Source organism: Streptomyces sp. NPDC127092 (genome assembly GCF_042722475.1).
Taxonomy (GTDB): domain Bacteria; phylum Actinomycetota; class Actinomycetes; order Streptomycetales; family Streptomycetaceae; genus Streptomyces.
The window spans coordinates 41,020-58,796 of sequence record NZ_JBHXFE010000042.1 but is presented as its reverse complement, the minus strand read 5'-3'; the positions used below and the strand labels follow the sequence as shown (position 1 = coordinate 58,796).

The 17,777-nt window shown below is 71.4% G+C and carries 18 protein-coding genes and 4 pseudogenes; 1 reads left to right on the top strand and 21 read right to left on the bottom strand.

Annotated elements, in window-relative coordinates; all coding sequences use genetic code 11:
* Positions 1 to 50: 50 nt before the first annotated feature.
* The 11 genes and pseudogenes from ACFWJO_RS29170 to ACFWJO_RS29120 all read right to left on the bottom strand — a co-directional run bounded on the left by ACFWJO_RS29170 (position 51) and on the right by ACFWJO_RS29120 (position 10,362).
* A complete protein-coding gene (locus tag ACFWJO_RS29170; RefSeq protein ID WP_386869857.1) occupies positions 51 to 1,622 on the bottom strand; it encodes an acyl-CoA dehydrogenase family protein in 1,572 nt (523 codons plus the stop codon).
* 1,233 nt (positions 1,623 to 2,855) lie between these two features.
* A complete protein-coding gene (locus ACFWJO_RS29165; protein ID WP_386869856.1) occupies positions 2,856 to 3,137 on the bottom strand; it encodes a hypothetical protein in 282 nt (93 codons plus the stop codon).
* 772 nt (positions 3,138 to 3,909) lie between these two features.
* Positions 3,910 to 4,770, bottom strand: a complete 861-nt coding sequence (locus ACFWJO_RS29160; RefSeq protein WP_386869854.1) for a UbiA family prenyltransferase — start codon at positions 4,768 to 4,770, stop codon at positions 3,910 to 3,912.
* A gap of 72 nt (positions 4,771 to 4,842) precedes the next feature.
* A pseudogene (locus tag ACFWJO_RS29155) lies at positions 4,843 to 6,978 on the bottom strand (haloacid dehalogenase-like hydrolase); the annotation flags it as partial.
* Between the two features lie 111 nt (positions 6,979 to 7,089).
* Positions 7,090 to 7,500, bottom strand: a pseudogene (locus ACFWJO_RS29150) (transposase); the annotation flags it as partial.
* Positions 7,501 to 7,545: 45 nt separating this feature from the next.
* Positions 7,546 to 8,385: an NmrA family NAD(P)-binding protein gene (locus tag ACFWJO_RS29145; RefSeq protein WP_386869852.1), complete on the bottom strand. Its 840-nt coding sequence runs from the start codon at positions 8,383 to 8,385 to the stop codon at positions 7,546 to 7,548.
* Between the two features lie 63 nt (positions 8,386 to 8,448).
* Entirely contained in the window at positions 8,449 to 8,778 is a 330-nt protein-coding gene (locus ACFWJO_RS29140) for an esterase (RefSeq protein ID WP_386869850.1), read from the bottom strand.
* Positions 8,779 to 8,850: 72 nt separating this feature from the next.
* A complete protein-coding gene (locus ACFWJO_RS29135) occupies positions 8,851 to 9,063 on the bottom strand; it encodes a hypothetical protein (RefSeq protein WP_386869848.1) in 213 nt (70 codons plus the stop codon).
* 41 nt (positions 9,064 to 9,104) lie between these two features.
* Complete coding sequence (locus ACFWJO_RS29130; protein WP_386869847.1) at positions 9,105 to 9,365, bottom strand: hypothetical protein; 261 nt, start codon at positions 9,363 to 9,365, stop codon at positions 9,105 to 9,107.
* A gap of 170 nt (positions 9,366 to 9,535) precedes the next feature.
* A complete protein-coding gene (locus tag ACFWJO_RS29125; protein ID WP_386869892.1) occupies positions 9,536 to 9,904 on the bottom strand; it encodes a winged helix-turn-helix transcriptional regulator in 369 nt (122 codons plus the stop codon).
* A 110-nt stretch (positions 9,905 to 10,014) separates the two neighbouring features.
* Positions 10,015 to 10,362, bottom strand: a complete 348-nt coding sequence (locus ACFWJO_RS29120; RefSeq protein ID WP_386869845.1) for a DUF317 domain-containing protein — start codon at positions 10,360 to 10,362, stop codon at positions 10,015 to 10,017.
* Positions 10,363 to 10,585: 223 nt separating this feature from the next.
* Between ACFWJO_RS29120 and ACFWJO_RS29115 the strand changes: the two genes are divergently transcribed.
* Positions 10,586 to 10,852 carry a hypothetical protein gene (locus tag ACFWJO_RS29115; RefSeq protein ID WP_386869843.1) on the top strand — a complete coding sequence of 89 codons (267 nt, stop codon included), beginning with the start codon at positions 10,586 to 10,588 and terminating at the stop codon, positions 10,850 to 10,852.
* Positions 10,853 to 10,856: 4 nt separating this feature from the next.
* On the opposite strand, the gene ACFWJO_RS29110 is transcribed toward ACFWJO_RS29115, so the two are convergent.
* From ACFWJO_RS29110 to ACFWJO_RS29065, 10 genes and pseudogenes are all read right to left on the bottom strand, one after another.
* Positions 10,857 to 11,345, bottom strand: coding sequence for a hypothetical protein (locus ACFWJO_RS29110; protein WP_386869841.1), 489 nt, complete (start codon positions 11,343 to 11,345; stop codon positions 10,857 to 10,859).
* A 57-nt stretch (positions 11,346 to 11,402) separates the two neighbouring features.
* Positions 11,403 to 12,341 (bottom strand): DUF317 domain-containing protein, encoded by a 939-nt coding sequence (locus ACFWJO_RS29105; protein ID WP_386869839.1) that lies wholly within the window; start codon positions 12,339 to 12,341, stop codon positions 11,403 to 11,405.
* Between the two features lie 132 nt (positions 12,342 to 12,473).
* Positions 12,474 to 13,322 (bottom strand): winged helix-turn-helix transcriptional regulator, encoded by an 849-nt coding sequence (locus ACFWJO_RS29100; RefSeq protein ID WP_386869837.1) that lies wholly within the window; start codon positions 13,320 to 13,322, stop codon positions 12,474 to 12,476.
* Positions 13,208 to 13,987, bottom strand: coding sequence for a hypothetical protein (locus tag ACFWJO_RS29095; RefSeq protein WP_386869835.1), 780 nt, complete (start codon positions 13,985 to 13,987; stop codon positions 13,208 to 13,210). Before ACFWJO_RS29095 ends, ACFWJO_RS29100 begins: the two co-directional genes overlap by 115 nt.
* Entirely contained in the window at positions 13,984 to 14,421 is a 438-nt protein-coding gene (locus ACFWJO_RS29090) for a hypothetical protein (RefSeq protein WP_386869890.1), read from the bottom strand. Before ACFWJO_RS29090 ends, ACFWJO_RS29095 begins: the two co-directional genes overlap by 4 nt.
* Entirely contained in the window at positions 14,325 to 15,251 is a 927-nt protein-coding gene (locus tag ACFWJO_RS29085; RefSeq protein WP_386869833.1) for a glycosyl hydrolase, read from the bottom strand. Before ACFWJO_RS29085 ends, ACFWJO_RS29090 begins: the two co-directional genes overlap by 97 nt.
* The gene (locus tag ACFWJO_RS29080) at positions 15,248 to 15,859 is read right to left on the bottom strand and encodes a DUF4913 domain-containing protein (RefSeq protein ID WP_386869832.1); all 612 of its coding nucleotides are present in this window, start codon (positions 15,857 to 15,859) and stop codon (positions 15,248 to 15,250) included. Before ACFWJO_RS29080 ends, ACFWJO_RS29085 begins: the two co-directional genes overlap by 4 nt.
* A 93-nt stretch (positions 15,860 to 15,952) precedes the next feature.
* Positions 15,953 to 16,858 (bottom strand): annotated as a pseudogene (locus ACFWJO_RS29075) (DNA cytosine methyltransferase); the annotation flags it as partial.
* A gap of 121 nt (positions 16,859 to 16,979) precedes the next feature.
* Positions 16,980 to 17,153 (bottom strand): annotated as a pseudogene (locus ACFWJO_RS29070) (DNA cytosine methyltransferase); the annotation flags it as partial.
* A gap of 1 nt (position 17,154) precedes the next feature.
* The gene (locus ACFWJO_RS29065) at positions 17,155 to 17,739 is read right to left on the bottom strand and encodes a hypothetical protein (protein WP_386869830.1); all 585 of its coding nucleotides are present in this window, start codon (positions 17,737 to 17,739) and stop codon (positions 17,155 to 17,157) included.
* Between the last annotated feature and the right edge of the window lie 38 nt (positions 17,740 to 17,777).

Here is a 17,777-nt window from a genome sequence, read left to right as displayed (position 1 = left end):
TCTCTCGGGATGATGTGACGGCGTGCTCCCCCGCGGGCGCACGGTGATACTCAGATGCCGATCCCGTCCTGCATGGGGGCACCGAGGAACTCAGGGGCGTATCCGAAGGCGTCGACCAGCTCCTGCGCGATCTCGGCCAGCTCCCGATGGCCGTGCTCGAGGCGTTCGCGCGCCGCGTTCCAGGACTGCGGGTCCAGGAGCCCGTGCGCCAGGTACCAGTCGGCGTGCCGCAGCACCGCGCCCAGGCCGTAGTGCTCCAGGACGCGCCGCGCCGCGTCGGCGCCGCCGGCCGGGATCCGTTCGCCGAGGCTGCGAAACGCCTCGGCGTCCGCGTACGCCAACGCGGCGTCGCGCAACGCCTCCGCGGCCGTCTCGCGTCCCGGCGCCCGGCCGCCGGCCCGGTGGATCCGGGCCGCTTCGCCGAGCAGGCCGCGGACCCGGGCCTGTAGCAGGGACCGCAGCCGCGCGGCGTCGAAGGCCCCTCCAGACGGTGCGGGGCCGTGCGCGTCGAGCCGGCCGAGGTGGGCCGGCGGCCGGGCGGCCAGCAGGCGGCCGAGCGCGAGGGCGATCACCTGGTTGTCGCCCTCGGCCGTCACCGCGCCGTGCGCGATGCCCAGGTACTCGGCGATGCGGTTGCCCAGCAGCATCCCGCGTGCCCCGGCCCGCTCCCGGCATTCGTCGATCACCGACAGGGCCGTGTAGGAGGCGTGGACCTTCACGCTGTTGACCATCAGGGTGCGTTCGGGCTCCGCGATACCCGCGGCCCAGCGGTCCTTGGCGTCGTTGACGAGGGCGGTCGCCGCGTACACCCGGCTCAGGCAGGTCATCAGGGCCGCGCGGTGGTTGCGCTGGGACAGGGCGGGCACCGCCGCCCAGGCCGCGCCCCGCGTCATCCGGCGCAGGGAGTAGCGCACGGTGATGGCCAGTGACGCGCGGGCGGTGGCCAGCGCCATGCTCGGCAGCAGAATCCGCCCGAGCTTCAGGCAGTCCAGGGTGAGCCAGAACCGGCCGAGGGAACCGGGATCGGGCCTGCGCGGATCGGCGTCGGCACCGTCCGGACGCGGCCCGGCCAGCCAGTGCGTCCGCGGCACCGCCACTCCGTGGAACCCGGTGCGCGCGTAGTCCATGCCCCCGGCCAGGCCCCGCGACAGCGGGGTGACGGAAACTCCCGGGACCGGCCCGTCCTGCGTGGCGATACGCACCAGGAAGGCGTGCAGCGGACCCCGGTCCCGCCCGCCCGCCCCGGCCGGCGGGTCCAGCCGGGCGAGCACCACCGCGATCTTCGCCACCCCCGGATACGCCGACGTCGACATGACCTTGTACGCCGCCGCGTCCGGGCTCGTCAGAACGAACGAGTCCGTCGCCTCGTCGTACCGCGCCCGGGTCCTGATCGAGGTCAGATCGTTTCCGGTGGTCCCCTCCGTCGCCATGAGCAGCCCCACCGAGCGCATGCCGTCGAGCTCCGCGAGCAGGTCCCGGGTGTACTCGGGCCGCTGGGACAGTCCCATGATCGAGGCGACGCACAGGTTGTAGTGGACGCTCATCAAGGCCCCGGCCGTCGGCTCGGCGACCGCCGCCCAATCGTGCATGGCGCACAGCCGGTGCACATCGCGGACGATCACGGACGGTGGGTCCGTCGAGGCGCACAGCGCGCGCATCACCGCGTAGGAGCGGGCCGTCGCCGCCTCCGGAGCAAGCCCCGTCCGGGAGCCACCGGCGACCCGCGAAAGCAGACCGGGAAGCTCACCATCGAGGTCGGCACTCTCACCCGATAAGACGATTCCGCGCATGGCGTCGGCCAGCGCGCCCCCGCACCGCGAGGACGCGCGTTCCACCGAGATCGACATTCACCCCAGCCCTCCCACAGGGATGGTCCACTCCCTTCAGCACGGAGAGGCGCACCCTGGCGTATCAACGGCGCCAAAGTATCCCAATTCGCGGCGGACTTGAGCGCACGGAAGCGTCGATTACTGACTTTCACCCGCCAAGGTGACTTTTCACGGAGGGCCTGACGGAGCTGGATTACCGACTTCGGCTTGTCAGGGCGAGGGGTCCCGTCAGGAACGGACCGGAGAGTCCGGGTTGCTGTCAAAGATTTCGACGGCCTTGCCCGGCCGGGTCACCCGTTCAGGTGATTTGCGACCTCGGGGGCATCGGCCCGGTGGTGATGCCGAGTCAAGTGATGACGGGCGTCTAGCACAGGTGAGATGCCCGCGGCGCAGTTCACCGGAAGATCCAGGGATGGCCGGAGGGGCTCATAGTGTCGGTGTCATGCCAGTGGCAGGCCGAGCGTGTCCAGGCACGCGAGGCAGATTCACTGGCACCGCATCCATCGGCAACGGCCGCGCTCGCCCGGCCGTCCCCAGAGCCGTTGAGCGTCGGACCGAGGATCAGTTCGACTTCACGGAAGTTGCGCCAGAGCCCAACCTCGTGAACAAAGCCACCCAGCCGTAGCCGCCGAGCTCGTGCTCGTCCTTCGCCTTGAGCTCGCGCAGCACGGTGACGTTCTGGCGCTTGGTGGGGCCGGGTTCGGGCTTCTCGACCAGGAGCCGGAGCGGGCTGCCGAGTCGTCTCCGGCTCCTGGATGCCGTGTTACGTGCGGTCCTCGTACGCCATCGCCGTTCCTCCGGTTGATCGTCGCGGCGGATCGTCCTCCACCCCTGCCGGAGCCGGGCCCGGGCCGACAGGCCGCCGCTGGCCGGGCCGCTGGCGTGAAGAGTTCGAGCAGGCGTTCCCTCTGCCGGGGGCCGAGGCCTTGGGCGCGGCGGTTCTCCGCGAGCGGCGCCTGACCGACCCGCCCCGCGTCAACGACCTGCAACGCCCCGGGGTGCAAGGCGCCGCCACCGGTGCTGGGGTCAGGGGGCGAAGACGCTTCCGGCTGTTTCGGTCTGGTACGTCTCACCCGGGTGGACTAGCCCCTCCACAGGTCCCGAGCAGTCCGGTCCGGTGTGGACCTCGACGATGGCGTCGGTGTGGTTGCCCACAGATGTGGGGGACGAGTCAACGGCGTAGCAGCCGCTCGGGTCTTCGTGCGCGGCGCCGTTGATGACGAGGCGGCCTTCCGCTGCGTAGGCCGAGCCCGGCATGGTGACGGCCAAGGCCGCCGCGGCTGCCAACGGGCCCAGGGTCATGGCCATGCGTCGCATCATCTTGAGATCCTCTCCGTGGCGTGGACCGCTCAGGGGGCGCCCCACTGTCGTCACGGAAAGTACCGTATCGGTCGCACTGTGTGTCCAGTGTGGCCCCTGTGCCGCGAAGCGCGTCATCCGGCCGCTTGCCCGCCAGGTGTGGCCAGTTGAGCGCGTGATCCCGTTGTTCGTTGCCAGCGCGCGCGTTGTGGCCAAGCGCGGCGGAGATGTTGATGGCCCCGGTCAGGCGGAGTGCGCCGATGGCCAGGTTGGGCCAGCTCGCCATCGCTCGGGGCGCGTTGCCGTTCCGCAGCTGGGAGGCGTCCTCGGCGAACGTGGTGTCGCGAACGCCCGTGTGTGGCGATGGTGTCGATGAGGTGGTGCAGGGCCTCGACCCTCCAGTGGTCGCGGATCAGGGTGGCGATCTTGGCGGGACCAGCCTGACCGGCGGTCAGGCTGGTCACCGCGTAGATGGTCTTCACGGTGGCCTTGCCGCGGATCACGGGGCGTCGAGGACTCCATGATCTTGGAAGTCCGTGCCTGCTCCACGTCGCCTGGGCGCCTAATCCTTCTCGAACCGGGTTAATCGGACGAACCGTCACTTTGTCGAGGCCCTGAGACGGCGGCCTGCACCACAGTGCCGTGCGCGGCGGCCCGGCCGGCTTACGCGTACGGCACGTCAGGGTGCACACCGAAACTCGCGAAGACGAATGGCTCTTCGCCCTCGGCCCCACCACACCCGCAGGCCCTGACGACTGGCCTGCGCACTGAGCAGTCGCTGTCAGCTTAGGAGCAGGACGGCGGCCAGCAGCACCAGGCCCTGGGCATCGCCCCAGGGCTTGGGGTGTTCGCCAGGCACGGGGCGGTAGCAGGCCAGCAGGGCGCAGTTGTACCCGGCCCACACCAGCAGCGGCAGCGGCTGCACGAACAGGCCGATGAGCACGCCGAGGCCGGCCAGCGTGTACGCGGTCTGCCGGGTACGGCGCTCGCCGAGCACGGCCGGCAGGGTGTGGGTGCTGTCGCGCCGGTCGGCATCGATGTCGCGCAGGTCGTTCAGGAGCGCCGTCACGCTGCCGATGAGCGGGGCCGCGAGCGCCAGCAGCCAGGTGCGCGGATCGGCGAGGACATGCTGCTGCACGGCGGGCAGCAGCACGCCGAGCAGCGTCCAGACGGCCATCACGTACGGGAGCTTGAGGTGGGGGATCTGGCGGGCGGAGAGCCGTGCGCCACGCCACGGGATCAGCGGGGCCGTGTAGAGCCAGGCCGTGATCGCGGTGATCGCGAGCATCGCGGCGCACCACGGCCGCAGCACGACCAGCGGCAGCAGGGCCGCCGTGCAGCCGTACATCCACCAGGTCAGCGGGCGGCGGTTCCGCGCCACCCAGGCCGCACGTGCACTGCCGTCGCTCTCCGCCGACTGAAAGCGGTCACGGGTGTACGCGCCGGCCATCAGGAGGAAGGCGAAGGCGGCGATCAGCGGGTCGCCGGGGCGGTCCAGGATCAGGCTGGTGACCCAGGTGAAGGCCGCGGCGCTGACGCCGAGGGTGATGTTGGTCCAGGCGAGGAAGGTGAACGGGCCGGGGCGGGGGCCGGGGCTGGATTCGGGGACGGTGAGCGACTGCTGCGAGAAAGAAGAGTGCACACGCGTCCAACGACGTGGGCGCGCCCGGGTGACAGGCGAACCGCCACACCGGCGGCCGGCGCAGGGACGGTGTCAGCGGGTCTGGACCTTTAGTGGGGCGTGCGAGTGCTTCAGATCCGGGTCGAGATGGGTCATGGCCAGCAGGACGAAGTTGTTGACGAGTTCGGGCACCACGTACGGCAGGGGCCGTGGAGCGGCCTGGTCCGGGACGGCGGTGTAGCCGCCGTCGGGGTGTTGCTGTGCGAGGAGGTAGTCGGCGCCGTGGCGGACGGCGGCGGTGTCGCGGTGGTCGCGGGCCAGGGCGATGAGGGAGTACGCCGTGCTCATGGGATCGCTGGGACTGCCGGGGATGTGGCCCCAGCCGCGGTCCTCGTTCGCGGTGGTCAGCAGGCGCCGCTGGGCCGTGGCCAGGGCGGCCCGGATCCGGTGGCCGCGCAGGCCTGGGTGGTGGACCTGGGCGGCGTGCAGGGCCTCGACCGCCCGGAAGATCGCGTTGGCCTCGCTCAGGCTCCAGCTGCGCTCGAAGGTGCCGTCGCCCAGCTGGGCGTCCAGCACGAAGTCGGTGGCCCGGTCCAAAAACGGCCCGTGCGCCGGGCGGTGAGGGGAGAGGGCGAGCACCGTGTTGGCGGTCATCGTGGGCTCGGCGGGATGGCCCGCCAGGTAGGTGGGTACGCCGCCGCCGGGCGAGGCCAGAGTGGTCAGGAAGGAGCGCGCCGCGGTGATCTGCTTCTCGTAGCGCACGGGGTCGATGGCGTGCAGGAACCGCAGGACGTGGGCGGTGTCGTCACTGTCGGTCTGTTCGACCCCGTCCGCGTACGCCCAGCCCCCGTCCGCGGCCTGACGATCTGCCAGGAAATGGGCCATCGAGGCGAGGACGTCCCCCGGGGCGCCGGCGCGGACCAGGGCCAAGCCGGCGGTGACGGTGGCGAAGATCTCCTCGCTGACGATGAACGGCACCCCGCCGTCACTGTTGCGGCAGTCCGCGACCAGTGCCGCCCCGTGCCGGACCGCCTGGTGGCCGGGCAGGGCGCGCTGGAGGGCGAGGAGGGCGAACAGGTGGGAGAAGACGTGCTTCTCCCACACCTGCCGTTCCTGCCCGGCCGTGGTGAACCACAGCAGCCGCTCGACCGCTTCGGGTTCGGGCTCCGCCTGGTTGAGGATACGGATGGCCATCAGCCGCAGCCGGGTCCACGGCACCTCGCCGTGGTCGTCGAACGCCTTCGGCTCCGCCTCGACATGGAAGGGCTCCGGGCCGACGACGGCCAGGACGGCGGCGAGTGCGAGCTTCTTGCGCGCCGAGGAGTGCTGGCGGGCCCCGGCGAACGTGCTCTCGACCAGCCCGTCACGGTCGGGGACCGGCGCCCCGTACAGGCACGCCCGGATGACCGCCGCGTCGAACTCGTCGGCATCCGGCTCGCGGTGGGTCAGGTAGTCGCGCAGCGAGGCCTGCACGGGCTGCATGATCCCTTCGCGGCGTAGCAGGGTGAGCAGCAGGGCCGATTCCGTGACCCGGCTCTCGCAGTGGCCGATGACCGCGCCGGAAGCGGTGACCTGGGCCAGCACCCGGCCAGTCAGCCGTCGGCCGGCCCGGCGCAGCCGCTGGGCCTGCGGGAGATCGGCGGCGGGGCGCTGCACCTGGCGGCTGCGGCTGCGGCCCGGTCCGGGGAGCGGGAGGACGAGGTGGACCGCTGCCCGCTTTCGCAGGACCTCGGGGAGGTCGTGGCGGTCAGCGACCGGCCAGGCGTGCTCGTCAGCGACGAGCCGCAGCGCCGTCGAGGGCTCGAACGCCACGCGCAGGCCGGTGCGCCGGAACAGGTCCGTATCCCCGAGGGAGTTCCCGACCGTCAGCGACCGGGACCAGTCGATCGCCTGGTCGGCAGCCAGCTCGGCGGCGACCCGGTCCTTGCGGCCGATGACTTGGGCTGCCACCCGGCCTGTGTACCGGTCGTCCTGGTGGGTGAACGTGGTGCTGCGGACATGCTCTATCCCCAGTTCCTCGCCCAGGTGCCGCAGCACCTCGTGGGGGCCGCCGGAGATGAGCATCGGCGTGAAGCCGTCCCCGCGCAACCCCGCGACGAGCGGGCGGACGAACCCGAATAGGGCCGACCGCCGCTGCTGCCAGACCTGTTCGGCGACGCCGGCGACGCGGCCGACCGGCACGCCCGTGAGCATCGCCTCGAACAGCTCGTAGGCTCGCCTGGCGGAGCTGGCCGACTCCAGTTCGGCACCGTCCGGCGAGGACAGGAAGGCCCGCAGCGCCGCCAGCCGATCCGCGGGGCAGGGCCTGGCGCGCACCAACTCCCCAGGCAGCAGCGCCGAGCCGGGGATCATCTGGTGCTTGGCGTCGCCGCGGCCGTAGGTGTGGCAGAAGGAGCGGTCCGGGCAGGTGGCGGCGTCCGGTCGCAGCCACGGCGAGACGTCCACCGCGAGCACCAGGCGGCCGTCGGCGGCGCGGGACAGCGGCAGGCCGACCAGCCCGGTCCGCAGCCGGTCGACATCGAGGCAGACCCGGTTCAGCGCGGCGTACAGGGCGCCGTGCCCGCGCCGGTGCTCAGGCGCCAGCGCCAGATCCACCAGGGTCTTCACCGGGCCTTCGGTGCACGGCATCGCGTCGGTGAGCTCGAACAGCGCGTCGCGCCGTCCGGTCAGGCAGCCGTAGAAGACCCCCCGGAAGCGTGAGAGTTCGGCGAACGGCTCGCCCTGAACACCCTGTTCCACCACAATCACCAGCACGGCCTTCGCGTCAAGTCCTGGAACCCTTAGTCGAGTACATGATCACGTGAAGGCCGTGCCCACGTCCCGGATACACCCGAACGAGTGATCACCGGACCCGCTTGTTCGAGGCCGCTGAAGCTGCCGTGCCGTGGCCAGGTCGCGGGCCCCGGTGAATTCCCGGTCGAAGTCGCCGTAGTACTGGAACATGTTGCCGATCTCGTCGGCGGCCGGGATGTCCAGGGAGCGGAAGACGCCGTAGGGCACCGCCTGGAAGCGCACCGGCTCGCCGAGCGCGGCGGCGAACTTCTCCGCGTACCGCGCCCCGGTCAGGTGGTCGCCTGCCAGGCCGATGGTTTCGCTGATGAACCGCTCGCCACCCTTGCACACGGCGAATGCGGTGCGGCCGATGTCCTCGACGTCCACTCCGGCCAGCAGCTTGCCGTCCTCCATCGGCAGGGCGAGGGTCAGCACGCCGTCCTCGCCGCGCCGGGGAGCGAAGGTCCGCAGGAAGCCCTGGAAGAAGAAGGTGGTGTTCAGGAAGGTCGTGGGGATGTCGGCCTGCCGGAACAGCTCGTTCACCGCGCCCTTGGCGTCGAAGTGCGGCACGTTGTATTGGCCCTGGAGGACGGGCATCCGGTCGTCCTCCAGGGGAAGCAGCTCGCGGGTGTCCTCAAGCGTCGACCAGACCACGTGCCGAAGGCCCGTCGCCTTGGCGGCCCGCACCAGAGTGCTGATCTCCTCGGTCTCCCTCGCCGCCGAGCCGTGGGCCCAGAAGTTGGTGACCAGGAAGGCACCGTAGGCGCCCTCGAATGCCTTGTGCACGCTCGGCTCGTCGTCGAAGTCGGCGGCTGGTCGTCGGCCAAGGTGTCCTCCTCGTTCGCCGGGGATGAGCGTACGCACGTGCGGCCGGGCGTACGGCAAAGCCGCCCCTGCCTGATCGGCGAGAGGCGGCCGTCTGCGGTGTCAGATCTCGGCGAGGCGGTTCGAGAGGTTGAGGGCGTCGGTCGCGAACGCGAGGGCCGCACACAGGCCGGTCACCTCGTGGAGAGTCGGGCGGACCAGACGCGGCCAGTCGTCCGAGGCTCCTGGCCAGGAGGCGAGGTGTACCTCGGAAGTAGCCAGGCCCAGGTGCGCGCTCACGTCCCAGCCGGAGCGAGAAGCGGGCTCCCAGCGGAGGCGGATGCGGCCGAGGGTAAGCCTCGGGGTTCTGGCGGCGAGCCACGTGACGTCGAGCGGGCCGTCGTGCCTGGCGGAGACGCGCTGGACCAGGGCGCCGCGTACACCGTCCGGCATGGGGCGTACTGCGAGGCCGTGCAGCGGGAGGGAGTGTGACGAGATGGGAGCCTCCGGTGAGCGGAGAAGGGGTCAGGACCAGGTGAGGGCGTCGCGTACCGGCACCGAGAGGTAGCCCTCTTGGCCGTCGTCGGGGATGAACGCCTTGCCGTCCCGGACGACAACCTCGCTCCCCACGTAGTGGGTGAAGGGGAAGTCGGGGTTGACGGCGAGGCGGATCGGCAGGTTGGGGTCGAGGTCCTGGAGCTGGCGGAGCAGGTGGCCGACGGTCAGGCACTTGGGCATGGAAGCCTCCGGGAGCAGTGAGGGCGTACGGGGCAGGAGCGTCAGGAGGCGTTGACACCGAGCAGGTCCCGGAGGACCTTCGGCCCTTGGGCGTGACTGGCGAGGTGACGCTTGCGGCACTCGGCGACGTAGCCCTTGCCGCGTTGCTTCATCTCCCAGCCGCCGCACGAGCAGACGGCCTGGGTGTACGAGCGCCCCGGGCAGTCGGCGTCGAGCGGCTTGCCGGAGCTGGTGTGCTTGTGGTCCGCCGGGCAGAGGGTGCCGTCGGCGTGGTGATTGGTGAGTAGGGCGTGGAACGGCATGGTGGATTCCTCGTGTTGGGAAAGGGGTCCTGGCGTCCGGGCGGCGGAGGCCAGGGCGCTCGTTCATTCGAAGAGGCCGTGCTGCCATTGGCGCTGTTCCGCTCGGCGGGCGGCCCGGCGGCGAAGTGTCCGGGGAGACGGGAGGGGCCGGTCGGGTTTGAGGGGCGGAGTCAGAGGGCCAGTCGGTAGGAACGGGCGGCAAGGGGCGGGCCTGCCTCGGAAGCGACCAGGCCGTCGGCGACCAGGCGCTGAAGGGAGCTGGCGACGCGTTCCTCGTGGAGGCCGGTGGCGGCGCTTATCTCGGGGATTGGCATGCCGGGGTTGTTCGCGAGGCAGGCAACGACTCGGGTGTCGCGGCGGCGAAGGGAGTCCTGGAAGCTACCGGCGGTGTAGACCAGCGTCATCCCGCAGCAGACCAGGGGTAGACCGAAGAATGCCGAGCCGGAACCGGCGACAGCGTCGTAGGCCGCGAGCACGCTGGCACCCAGGCCGATGATGTGGCCGGAGGCTCGGACAAGATCGTCTGAATGGATGGTCACTTTCAAGGCCTTTCGTTCATGAACGGGAGGGCTGCGGAGCGTCGGCGCGAGTCTGAAACGGGGTACCGGTGGTCGGGACGGGCTGGTGAGGGCCCACCCCGACCACCGACTCAGCGGGCGGAGTGGGCGACGAGGGCGGCGATGAATCCGGCCACCGTCTCGGCGGGGGTGTGCGTGCCGAACTCCTGGACCCACGCGTCGCCTTCGGCGGGCTGCACCTGCACCCGCCAGACGATGTCGCGCGTCCAGGAGGCAGGGTCCTCGGGGAGCCAGCCGACGTAGACGCGGCCGTCTGGGCTCGCCGCGTGGACGTTGGCCTCCGGGGTGTCGACGATCGTCCAGCCGAGGGCGTGGAGGAGGTCGAGCACCGGGCTCGCGCAGTGGTCCGAGGAGAGCCAGTGGCGGTCTTCCACGGCGGGGCGGACGACAGCGGGCAGGAGGGTGGCGGAGGCGTTCATGGTTGGACGATCCCTTCGTTGACCTGCGGTTTTCCCGACACTTGTACGTTGACATGGGGTGTGCCGAAGTCCGTAGTCGTTTGCGGGGATGCCCCGTCTGCCGTGGGCGAACTGATGACGGCCAGGCGCCCGGAGTGCCAGCGGCGCGGGAATGGAACGACGGCCGGGGTTGTCGTACTCGAGTTACGGCAGCGAGTCGTACGGGACTGAAGGGGGAGCAGGGATGACGGAACCGAGCAGACATTGGGATGGGGCCGGGCTGGAGCGCAAGATCCGCGCCGCCGGGCGTCCGTGGACCGTGGGCGACATCGCGATGGTCGCCGATGGCCAGTGGGGCATCGGCGCGCAGTCCGACAGGTGGCCGGACGAGGACGCGGTGGTGGAGCACCGGGCCGTGGAAGGACGGCACGTCGAGCTGACCGTGGAGGAGCTGGCCCGCGTGATGGGTGCCCGCACCGAGGACGCCCACCACGACGAAGGCCTTGCCTAACCGTTCAGCGGCGCGGCCCCGGTGAGGGCGCCGACGGCCCGACGACAGCCGCAGGAACAGGCTGGTCGGGGACCTGGACCGGGGTACGTGAAGCGAGCCCCGAGCGGGCGACAGCAGCCCTGGACAGGCTCGCCGCCGGCCCCCGGTCAGCGGTCGAGGCGGCTTCGCGTGCTTCGACCACACGCCTGATCGCCTGCACGTACGCACCGCTCTCCGCGAGCGCGACGCGAAGGTCGGCCGCCGAGCTGGAGAGTCGGTCCAGCTCGTAGAACGCCGGCACGTACCCGGGCCTGGTCAGGGCGTGCAGACGGTCCTGGTGAACGGACACCGCGTTGTCGGTGATGGCCAGGGCCGTACGGATGTGCATGGCCGAGCGCAGGAGCGGGTCGTCGCAGGGGCGACGGACCGCGCGGACTTCCAACACCTCGATGGGCTGACCCCAGGCTTTCTCGATCATGGAGGTGGCCTGGTCGAGCGCGGTGGTGTCGGGCATGGCGGAACTCCTGTTGTCCGGAGGGGCGGAGGGCGTCCGGGAAGGTCAGGGCGGGGGTCAGCGGCTGTGCCGGGGAGCCGACGAAGCGGCCGGCGGCCGGGCTGCGGCTGCGGACGTGAGGGTGTTCGACCGCTTCTGCGCCGAGGACGTGGTGCGGCTCTGGGCCGCCATCACGCGGAGGTCGGCTGCTGTCCGCGGAGCACGCGCGGCACGGCGTACGGCCTCGGTGACAGCGGTGCGGCGTACGTCGAGCGGAGTCGGAGAGTGAGAGACCCGGGGATCGGCAGCCGGGCCGGCCGGCGTCAGAGTGACCAGCGGCTCCATCTCGCGGTGGATCATGTGGCGTTCACGGACCACCGGGGCCGGACTGGACATGACGGCCGCCGTCGCGGCGATCAGGTGGGACGGAGTGCGGGCCGTGAACACCGCCTCCGCCCGCGTACCCCAGCCCCGGGGACCGGCCCACAGCATGACGGTCTCGGCGTCTCGTCCGCCGCGAAGGGTGTCGATCTCGACACCTGCCAGTCCGTCGGGAGCGGTGATCTCGACGGTTCCGTACTTGGCTGTCTCTCGGCGCCAGCCGGCATCGAGCAGCGGCTGGACGGCATCGGCCCAGTACAACGACGGGTCCGCCAGGAAGCGTCCGTTGTTCTCGTACGGGTCGGATGCGGCGTAGTCCTGGGCCAGGGCTGTGGTGAGGCCGGCGACGATCTCGGCCGGGGTGACGTGGTTGAAGGTCGCCGTCCAGCGGGGCGTGGCGACGGCCTCCTCGGCCGCGGTGATCCTCCACAGCTCGAAGTCGTCGCCGAACCAGCCGATCCGGATCCGCTGGTCGGGCGAGGTGACGAGGAGCTGGCAGGGTCCGTCGTCGAGGTAATGGTGAGGCCAGTGGGCCACGGGGGCGAAGCCGGCGTCTCCAGTCCCGTTGGAGCCGGCGAGATACATGGGGCTGACCAGTACCTCTTCGTAGCGGGACGGGTCGGGGAGGGCGGGCATGGTCGAAGCTCCAGGCGCGTGTGGGAGGAAGGGAACGCGCCCGCGTGCGCAGCGCAGCGAAGGGCCGGAGCACACGTGGACACGGACGCTATGGCGATGGCGGGGTGTCTCTGGTTCTCGGCGCCACCCGGATCACCTGACCCGTCCTGGGGCCGACGGAGTGGTCAGGGACGCCAGCACCCGCGGTTGCGGCTCGGGAGCATGGCTGAACAGGGCGCTCGGTACAGCAGCGCTTCGGCGCAGGGCTGCTGCGGTCCGGGCGCCGTCCGACCCCAACGGGACGCCAGGGTGGGTCTGCTGGAGCACCGTGGCGGAAGCGGGCGGCGACAGGACCCGCTGCGTGGCCAAGGGGACGCTCCAGCGCTCGACGGTCGCGTAGACGGGGCCCAGCTCCTGGCCGGCATCGGTCAGCATGTAGGGGGCGCCGTGTTGCGGTCCCGTGCGGGTGACCAGGCCGTCGGCCTGGAGCCGGAGGAGGCGCTGCCGGGTGAAGGCGTCGGCCCGGCCGATGCCCTCGGCGATGTGGCCGAACCGCATCGGGCCGCCGTCGGCAAGGACTTGGATCAGGGCAGTGGAATGCCGCGGGCGTAGACGCCGTACAGCGTCCTCGACGCGTTCGGCTTCGGCCGTCGCGTCGGGCGCCAGGTAGATCCGGGACCAGTCGGCCAGCGCGCGGTGCACGTGCGTCAGGGACTCGCCGAGGGCGCTGAGCCGGTATGGCGCTCCGTGGCGGGTGTCGGTTCGGGTGACCAGCCCGCCGGTTTGCATGGCGGCCAGCCGCAGGCCGAGTACCTGCTCGCTGACGAAGGGGAGCTTGGCGGCGATGTCCCGTATTCGCATGGGGCGGCCCTCCTGGGCCAGGGTCATCACGGACCAGGTGGTCCACTTCGGCCCCGACAGGCCGAACGCGTCCTCGATGCGCTGGGCGTCGAACGAGTTGATGGGGAAGACGGGCCGGGCGGGGACGTGGGGCTGGTGCATGCGGCCGCCTCCATCCGGGCGAGCAGTGAACGGACCAGAGTGGGCAGGCCCCCTGGTTCGCCACCGATCCAGATGCGGTCGGCCGCCTCGTCGAGGACGTACGCGGCGTCCTCGAGCAGGCCGCTGGAGATCTCCATGCAGGCGTCGGTGATCCGGGAGGCCGCGAGCAGCGACTGGGAAAGCACGTCGACATAGTCGCCCGGCGGGAGCCCGGCGGCCTCAGCGGCGGCGCGGATCGCTGCCAGCTCCAGCGCGCTGAAGGCGAAGTCGAACCCGTCTTCCTCCTCGGCGTCCTCGGTCGTGGCGAAGTCCAGGTCCCGGGGTTCCGCTGGGATGCCCACGCGCGTGCAGATCTGGTCGACGGCGGTGGTCAGCTCGGCGAGGGACTCGGTGAGCCAGCCCAGCGCGGAGGCGTAGGAGGCCAGGGTGAATAGACCCGCCGGAGTGGCGGGACGCGGCTCGGCGGCCATGAACTCTTCAAGCCGGTCAGCCAGTTCGCCCACCACGTGCGGACCGGCGGACAGCGTGCCCAGCACGGGGTGCAGGTAGGAGCGGCTGGCGGCCGTCGGGTACTCGGCGGCGAGGATTCCGGAGACGCTCTGCGCGGCCCCGGTGAGGAGGCCGGCCAGGTCGGTACGGGACAGCGGGGCGCGGTCGGCGGTCATCGCTGGGGGACCTTTCGGGAAGGGGCGGCCGTGGAGTGAGCCACTGTGGGAGGAGTTGCCGGGGCGGCGGCCGTAGGGCGGCTTGCGGTGAGGGAGGAACGGGACCGGGCGGCTTGGACGCGGGCCTCGTCGGCGGAGGCCGTCTCGGTGCCCTGCTGAGGGGCGGTGCGCACGTGGGCCGTGCGGTAGACCGCGTAGTCCTTCCGGCTTCCGGCGGCGACGAGGTAGACCTCGCGCTTGTGGGCCGAGGTCGGCGAGGCCGGACGGAACTGGATGACCAGTCGGTAGGACACGGACGGGTCGACGTAGACCTTGTGGAAGCCGGCGAGGCGGCCCTTCAACGGCAGGCAGTCGTCACTTCCGTGGACCAGGTTCTGCAGTTCCAGCAGCGCCAAGTCGCGGATCTCATCAGGCAGTTCCCGAAGGTCGGCGATGGCGTCAGGGTGTGCGGCGAAGGCGAAGCGGGCGCGGCTCGCAGCAGCCTCCCCTGCACCGGACGCTGGACCGGTCCCGCCGGAGGCGTACGGGGGGAGTCCATGCTGGCCTTCGGAGCAGCGGAGGCACCGGTCGAACGGGCGAGGGCGATGCGGGCGACGCGGGCCCGGACGACAGCGCCGTTGTGATCGCTGTATTCCGGCGGCTCGGGCAGCGGGCCGCTGCGGTCGTCCAGCCAGGAGCGGGCGGTGCCGACGTTGGCGAAGGCGCCCTCGCGCATCGTGTATGTGCCGGCGTCGTGGTTCCACTCTTCGTGGAAGACCCGGATCGGTGCCTCGTCGGCGCGGGAGTCGCGCGTCAGCGTCCACGTCTCGCACGGGTCGGAGTCCGAGGTGTGGTTGTCGAGGACCTCGTACCGGGTGCCCGACTCCCGGATCTGCCGTTCGACCCAGAGCGTGAGGTCGTCGGCGGGCTTCACTAGGCCGTCGCGGATCTTGGCGATCTTCTCGGGTGGACAGCCGCGTTCGACCAGCCAGTTCTGGGCGAAGGGCACCGTGGCGTGGTGGCTCGTCTCCAGGGTGTACGTGAACCGCGTGAGATCCCGGGCGACGGCGATCGCCATCACCTGAGGAGCGCCGGGCGCTCCCCAGATGGCCGACTGGTCGTGGGCGATGACGAAGCTGTGGGAGCCGTTGGGCGTGGTGTGGTGCTGGGACAGCGCGGTCAGGTCGCCGGACCAGAACCTCTCCACCGCCTCCTCGGACGAGGCATCGGTGGGGGCGAGTTCGTCGAGATCGAAGTCGAAGGCGAAGTCGAAGCGGTCGTTCATGCCGCCACCCCCGACTGCTCAGGGGCGGGAGTGGTCAGCAGCCGATGGTTGGGACGGGTCGGACTGGTCGTGCACGCGGCGAAGGGGCCGTCCGGGGCGCGGAGGTGGACGAGTGCTTGGTCCAGGTGGTCGCGGTGCCAGGTCGACGGACCGGCCAGGCCGGCCTCGGTGTCGGTGAGCTGCTGCCACGCGAGCCAGAGGGCGTGCAGCCGGGCGACGGCCTCCGGGTGCTCGTGCCACTGCGCGCACCAGGGGCGCGTCGTGCTGATCTCCCGGCCGTACACCGGCAGGAGGAGGTGGTTCACCCAGTTGCTGAGGGCGGCGAGTTCGACGGCGTACGCCTCGCCGCCCAGGGCGAGGATGAACACCGAGGTGGGGCCGTCGGCCTTCTCGGGGCCGGCCGCCCCGGCTTCCGCGGCGCCGTCCGTCTGCTGGTCGGCAGGGGGTACGGGATAGGGCTCGGAGCCGAGGCGGTCGAGGATGACGCCGTGGCGCCTGACCTCCGCGATGGTCTTGGCGAGGGCGCTGGCGAGGTCGTCGAGGTTTTCGTCGGAGACCCGGAACGGCTCAGGGCCGGGGGCGGGGGCGGTCGGACTGGTGTCGGACATGAGAGCGTGCTCCATCTGTGAGACGGCGACATGCCCGAGAGGATGCGGAGAATCCGTGGTTTGGCCCGGCCGGGAAAACCCGGTAGGGAGCCGCTACCCGGCCGCGCAGCGCGGACAGCGCGGGAACGGCGGTGCCAGCAACTGCAGAGCCCGAGCGGCCTGTTGGGGAACGACGCCGTTGCCGAGCGCGGTGAGCTGAGCCGGGCGTCCGAGTCCCGGGGTGGCGGTGACCCAGCCGGCGTCGAGGCCCTGCATCCACTCGACGAAGTCGGCACGGAGCCGACCGGCCGCGTCGGTGGGCGCCGGCGCGGGGCGGGTGAGTGTCTCCCATCGGGTGATGGCGGCTGCGTACGGTCCCCATCGCGGCTCGACTCCTCGGCTTCCGGGGACGGCTCCACCCACAGCGGCAGGACCACCGCCGACAGGGGAGGGCGCCATCCCTTGCCGGGGCGGCGGCCCGGGGTGCCCGTGTCGCTGGCCCTGGGTGTGGGCAACAGGGACGCTGCCGCACTGGGCAGGGTCATGTCCCCGTTGCCGTGCCGCTGGTTGGGTGAGCCCTTGATTCCGTCCGGCGCCTTCGGGGTCGGCAGCAGGAGCCACTCGACCTCGTCGGCCAGGTTCGGGCCGTGGCCCCCGCTCTTCCTCTTGGCCGGGTGCTGGGAGCCGCCGTTCTTGCCGATGTTGCTGGTCGGCGTCTTGAGCAGGGTCTCCGGCGGGCCAGGCCGTGAGGAAGGTCCGCTCGCGCTGGTGCGGGGCTCCGACGTCGGAGGCGCGAAGCACGAGCCATTTCGCGTCGTACCGGAGGTCGGCCAGGGATCCGAGTACGGCACCGAGTGCCCGCAGAGGAGACTGACCTGCGGTGTCTCCCAGACACCACGGGCAGGGTTCCACGTCGCCAGGGGAGCCGGCGGGGGAGGTGAGGAGGCCGCGCACATTCTCGATCACTACCAAGCAGGGTCGGAGGGCCTCGACCGCACGGGCGACGTGCAGCCACAGCCCCGATCGGGTTTGGGAGTTGAGTCCGGCCCGGCGGCCGGCGACCGAGACGTCTTTGGCAGGGGAAGCCGGCCGTCAGGACGCACACGCGGGGGACGGTGGACCAGTCGACGGTGGTGATGTCGCCCAGGTTGGGGACGCCGGGCCAGTGGCGGGTCAGGATGCGAGAGGCGTTCGGATCGACCTCCGCGTGCCAGGCGAGCGTGCCGCCGAGAGCGGCCTGCACCCCCAGGTCGAGGCCGCCGTACCCGGAGCAGAGCGACCCGATCAGCGGAGGGCGGGAGACGATGGCGGGCATGTCACCGGCTCCGTACGGTCCGGGGCACGACAGCCGCCGCCGGTGCCGGCGCTGCGGGGGTAGCCGGTACGGCCTCGTACATGGGGGTGGTGGTCCGGCCGAGGGTTGCCCGGAGCCGCCTCGACGGCGGCGAGACCGACGTCGAGGCGGCGTGCAGGGAGTCGGCTGCCTCCCGCAGGGCCGTGTTTGCCGTCCCGAGCGCCTCGTCGATCACCCGCCCCGCCGCCTCCCGGGCATCCCGGGTGTCGGGCCGGTCGTGCAGGTGCTCGGTCCGTTCCAGGAACGCGAGCTGCTGGGCCACTTCCCCGAGGGCGGCTGCCGCCTCACCGGCGGGCCGTACTGCGGCGGAGAAGCTGGACACGGCGAGGGAAGTGCGAGAGTCGTATTCCCTGTTGGCGGTGCGGAAGAGGACCTCGTCGCCCAGCTCGGTGATCATCTTGCCGAGTTCGGAGATCTGCTGGGCGACGGCGACGCTGCTGGGGAGGCGGTGCGGGTCGCCGGGGACTGGCAGCTTGCCGCGCTGGGCGTCGAGGGCCGAGGCGGTGGCACGTATGGCCAGAGCGTCGGCGAGAGGGTTTGTGGTCACGATGAACTCCTGTACGTGAGGACGAGCGGTGGAATGGG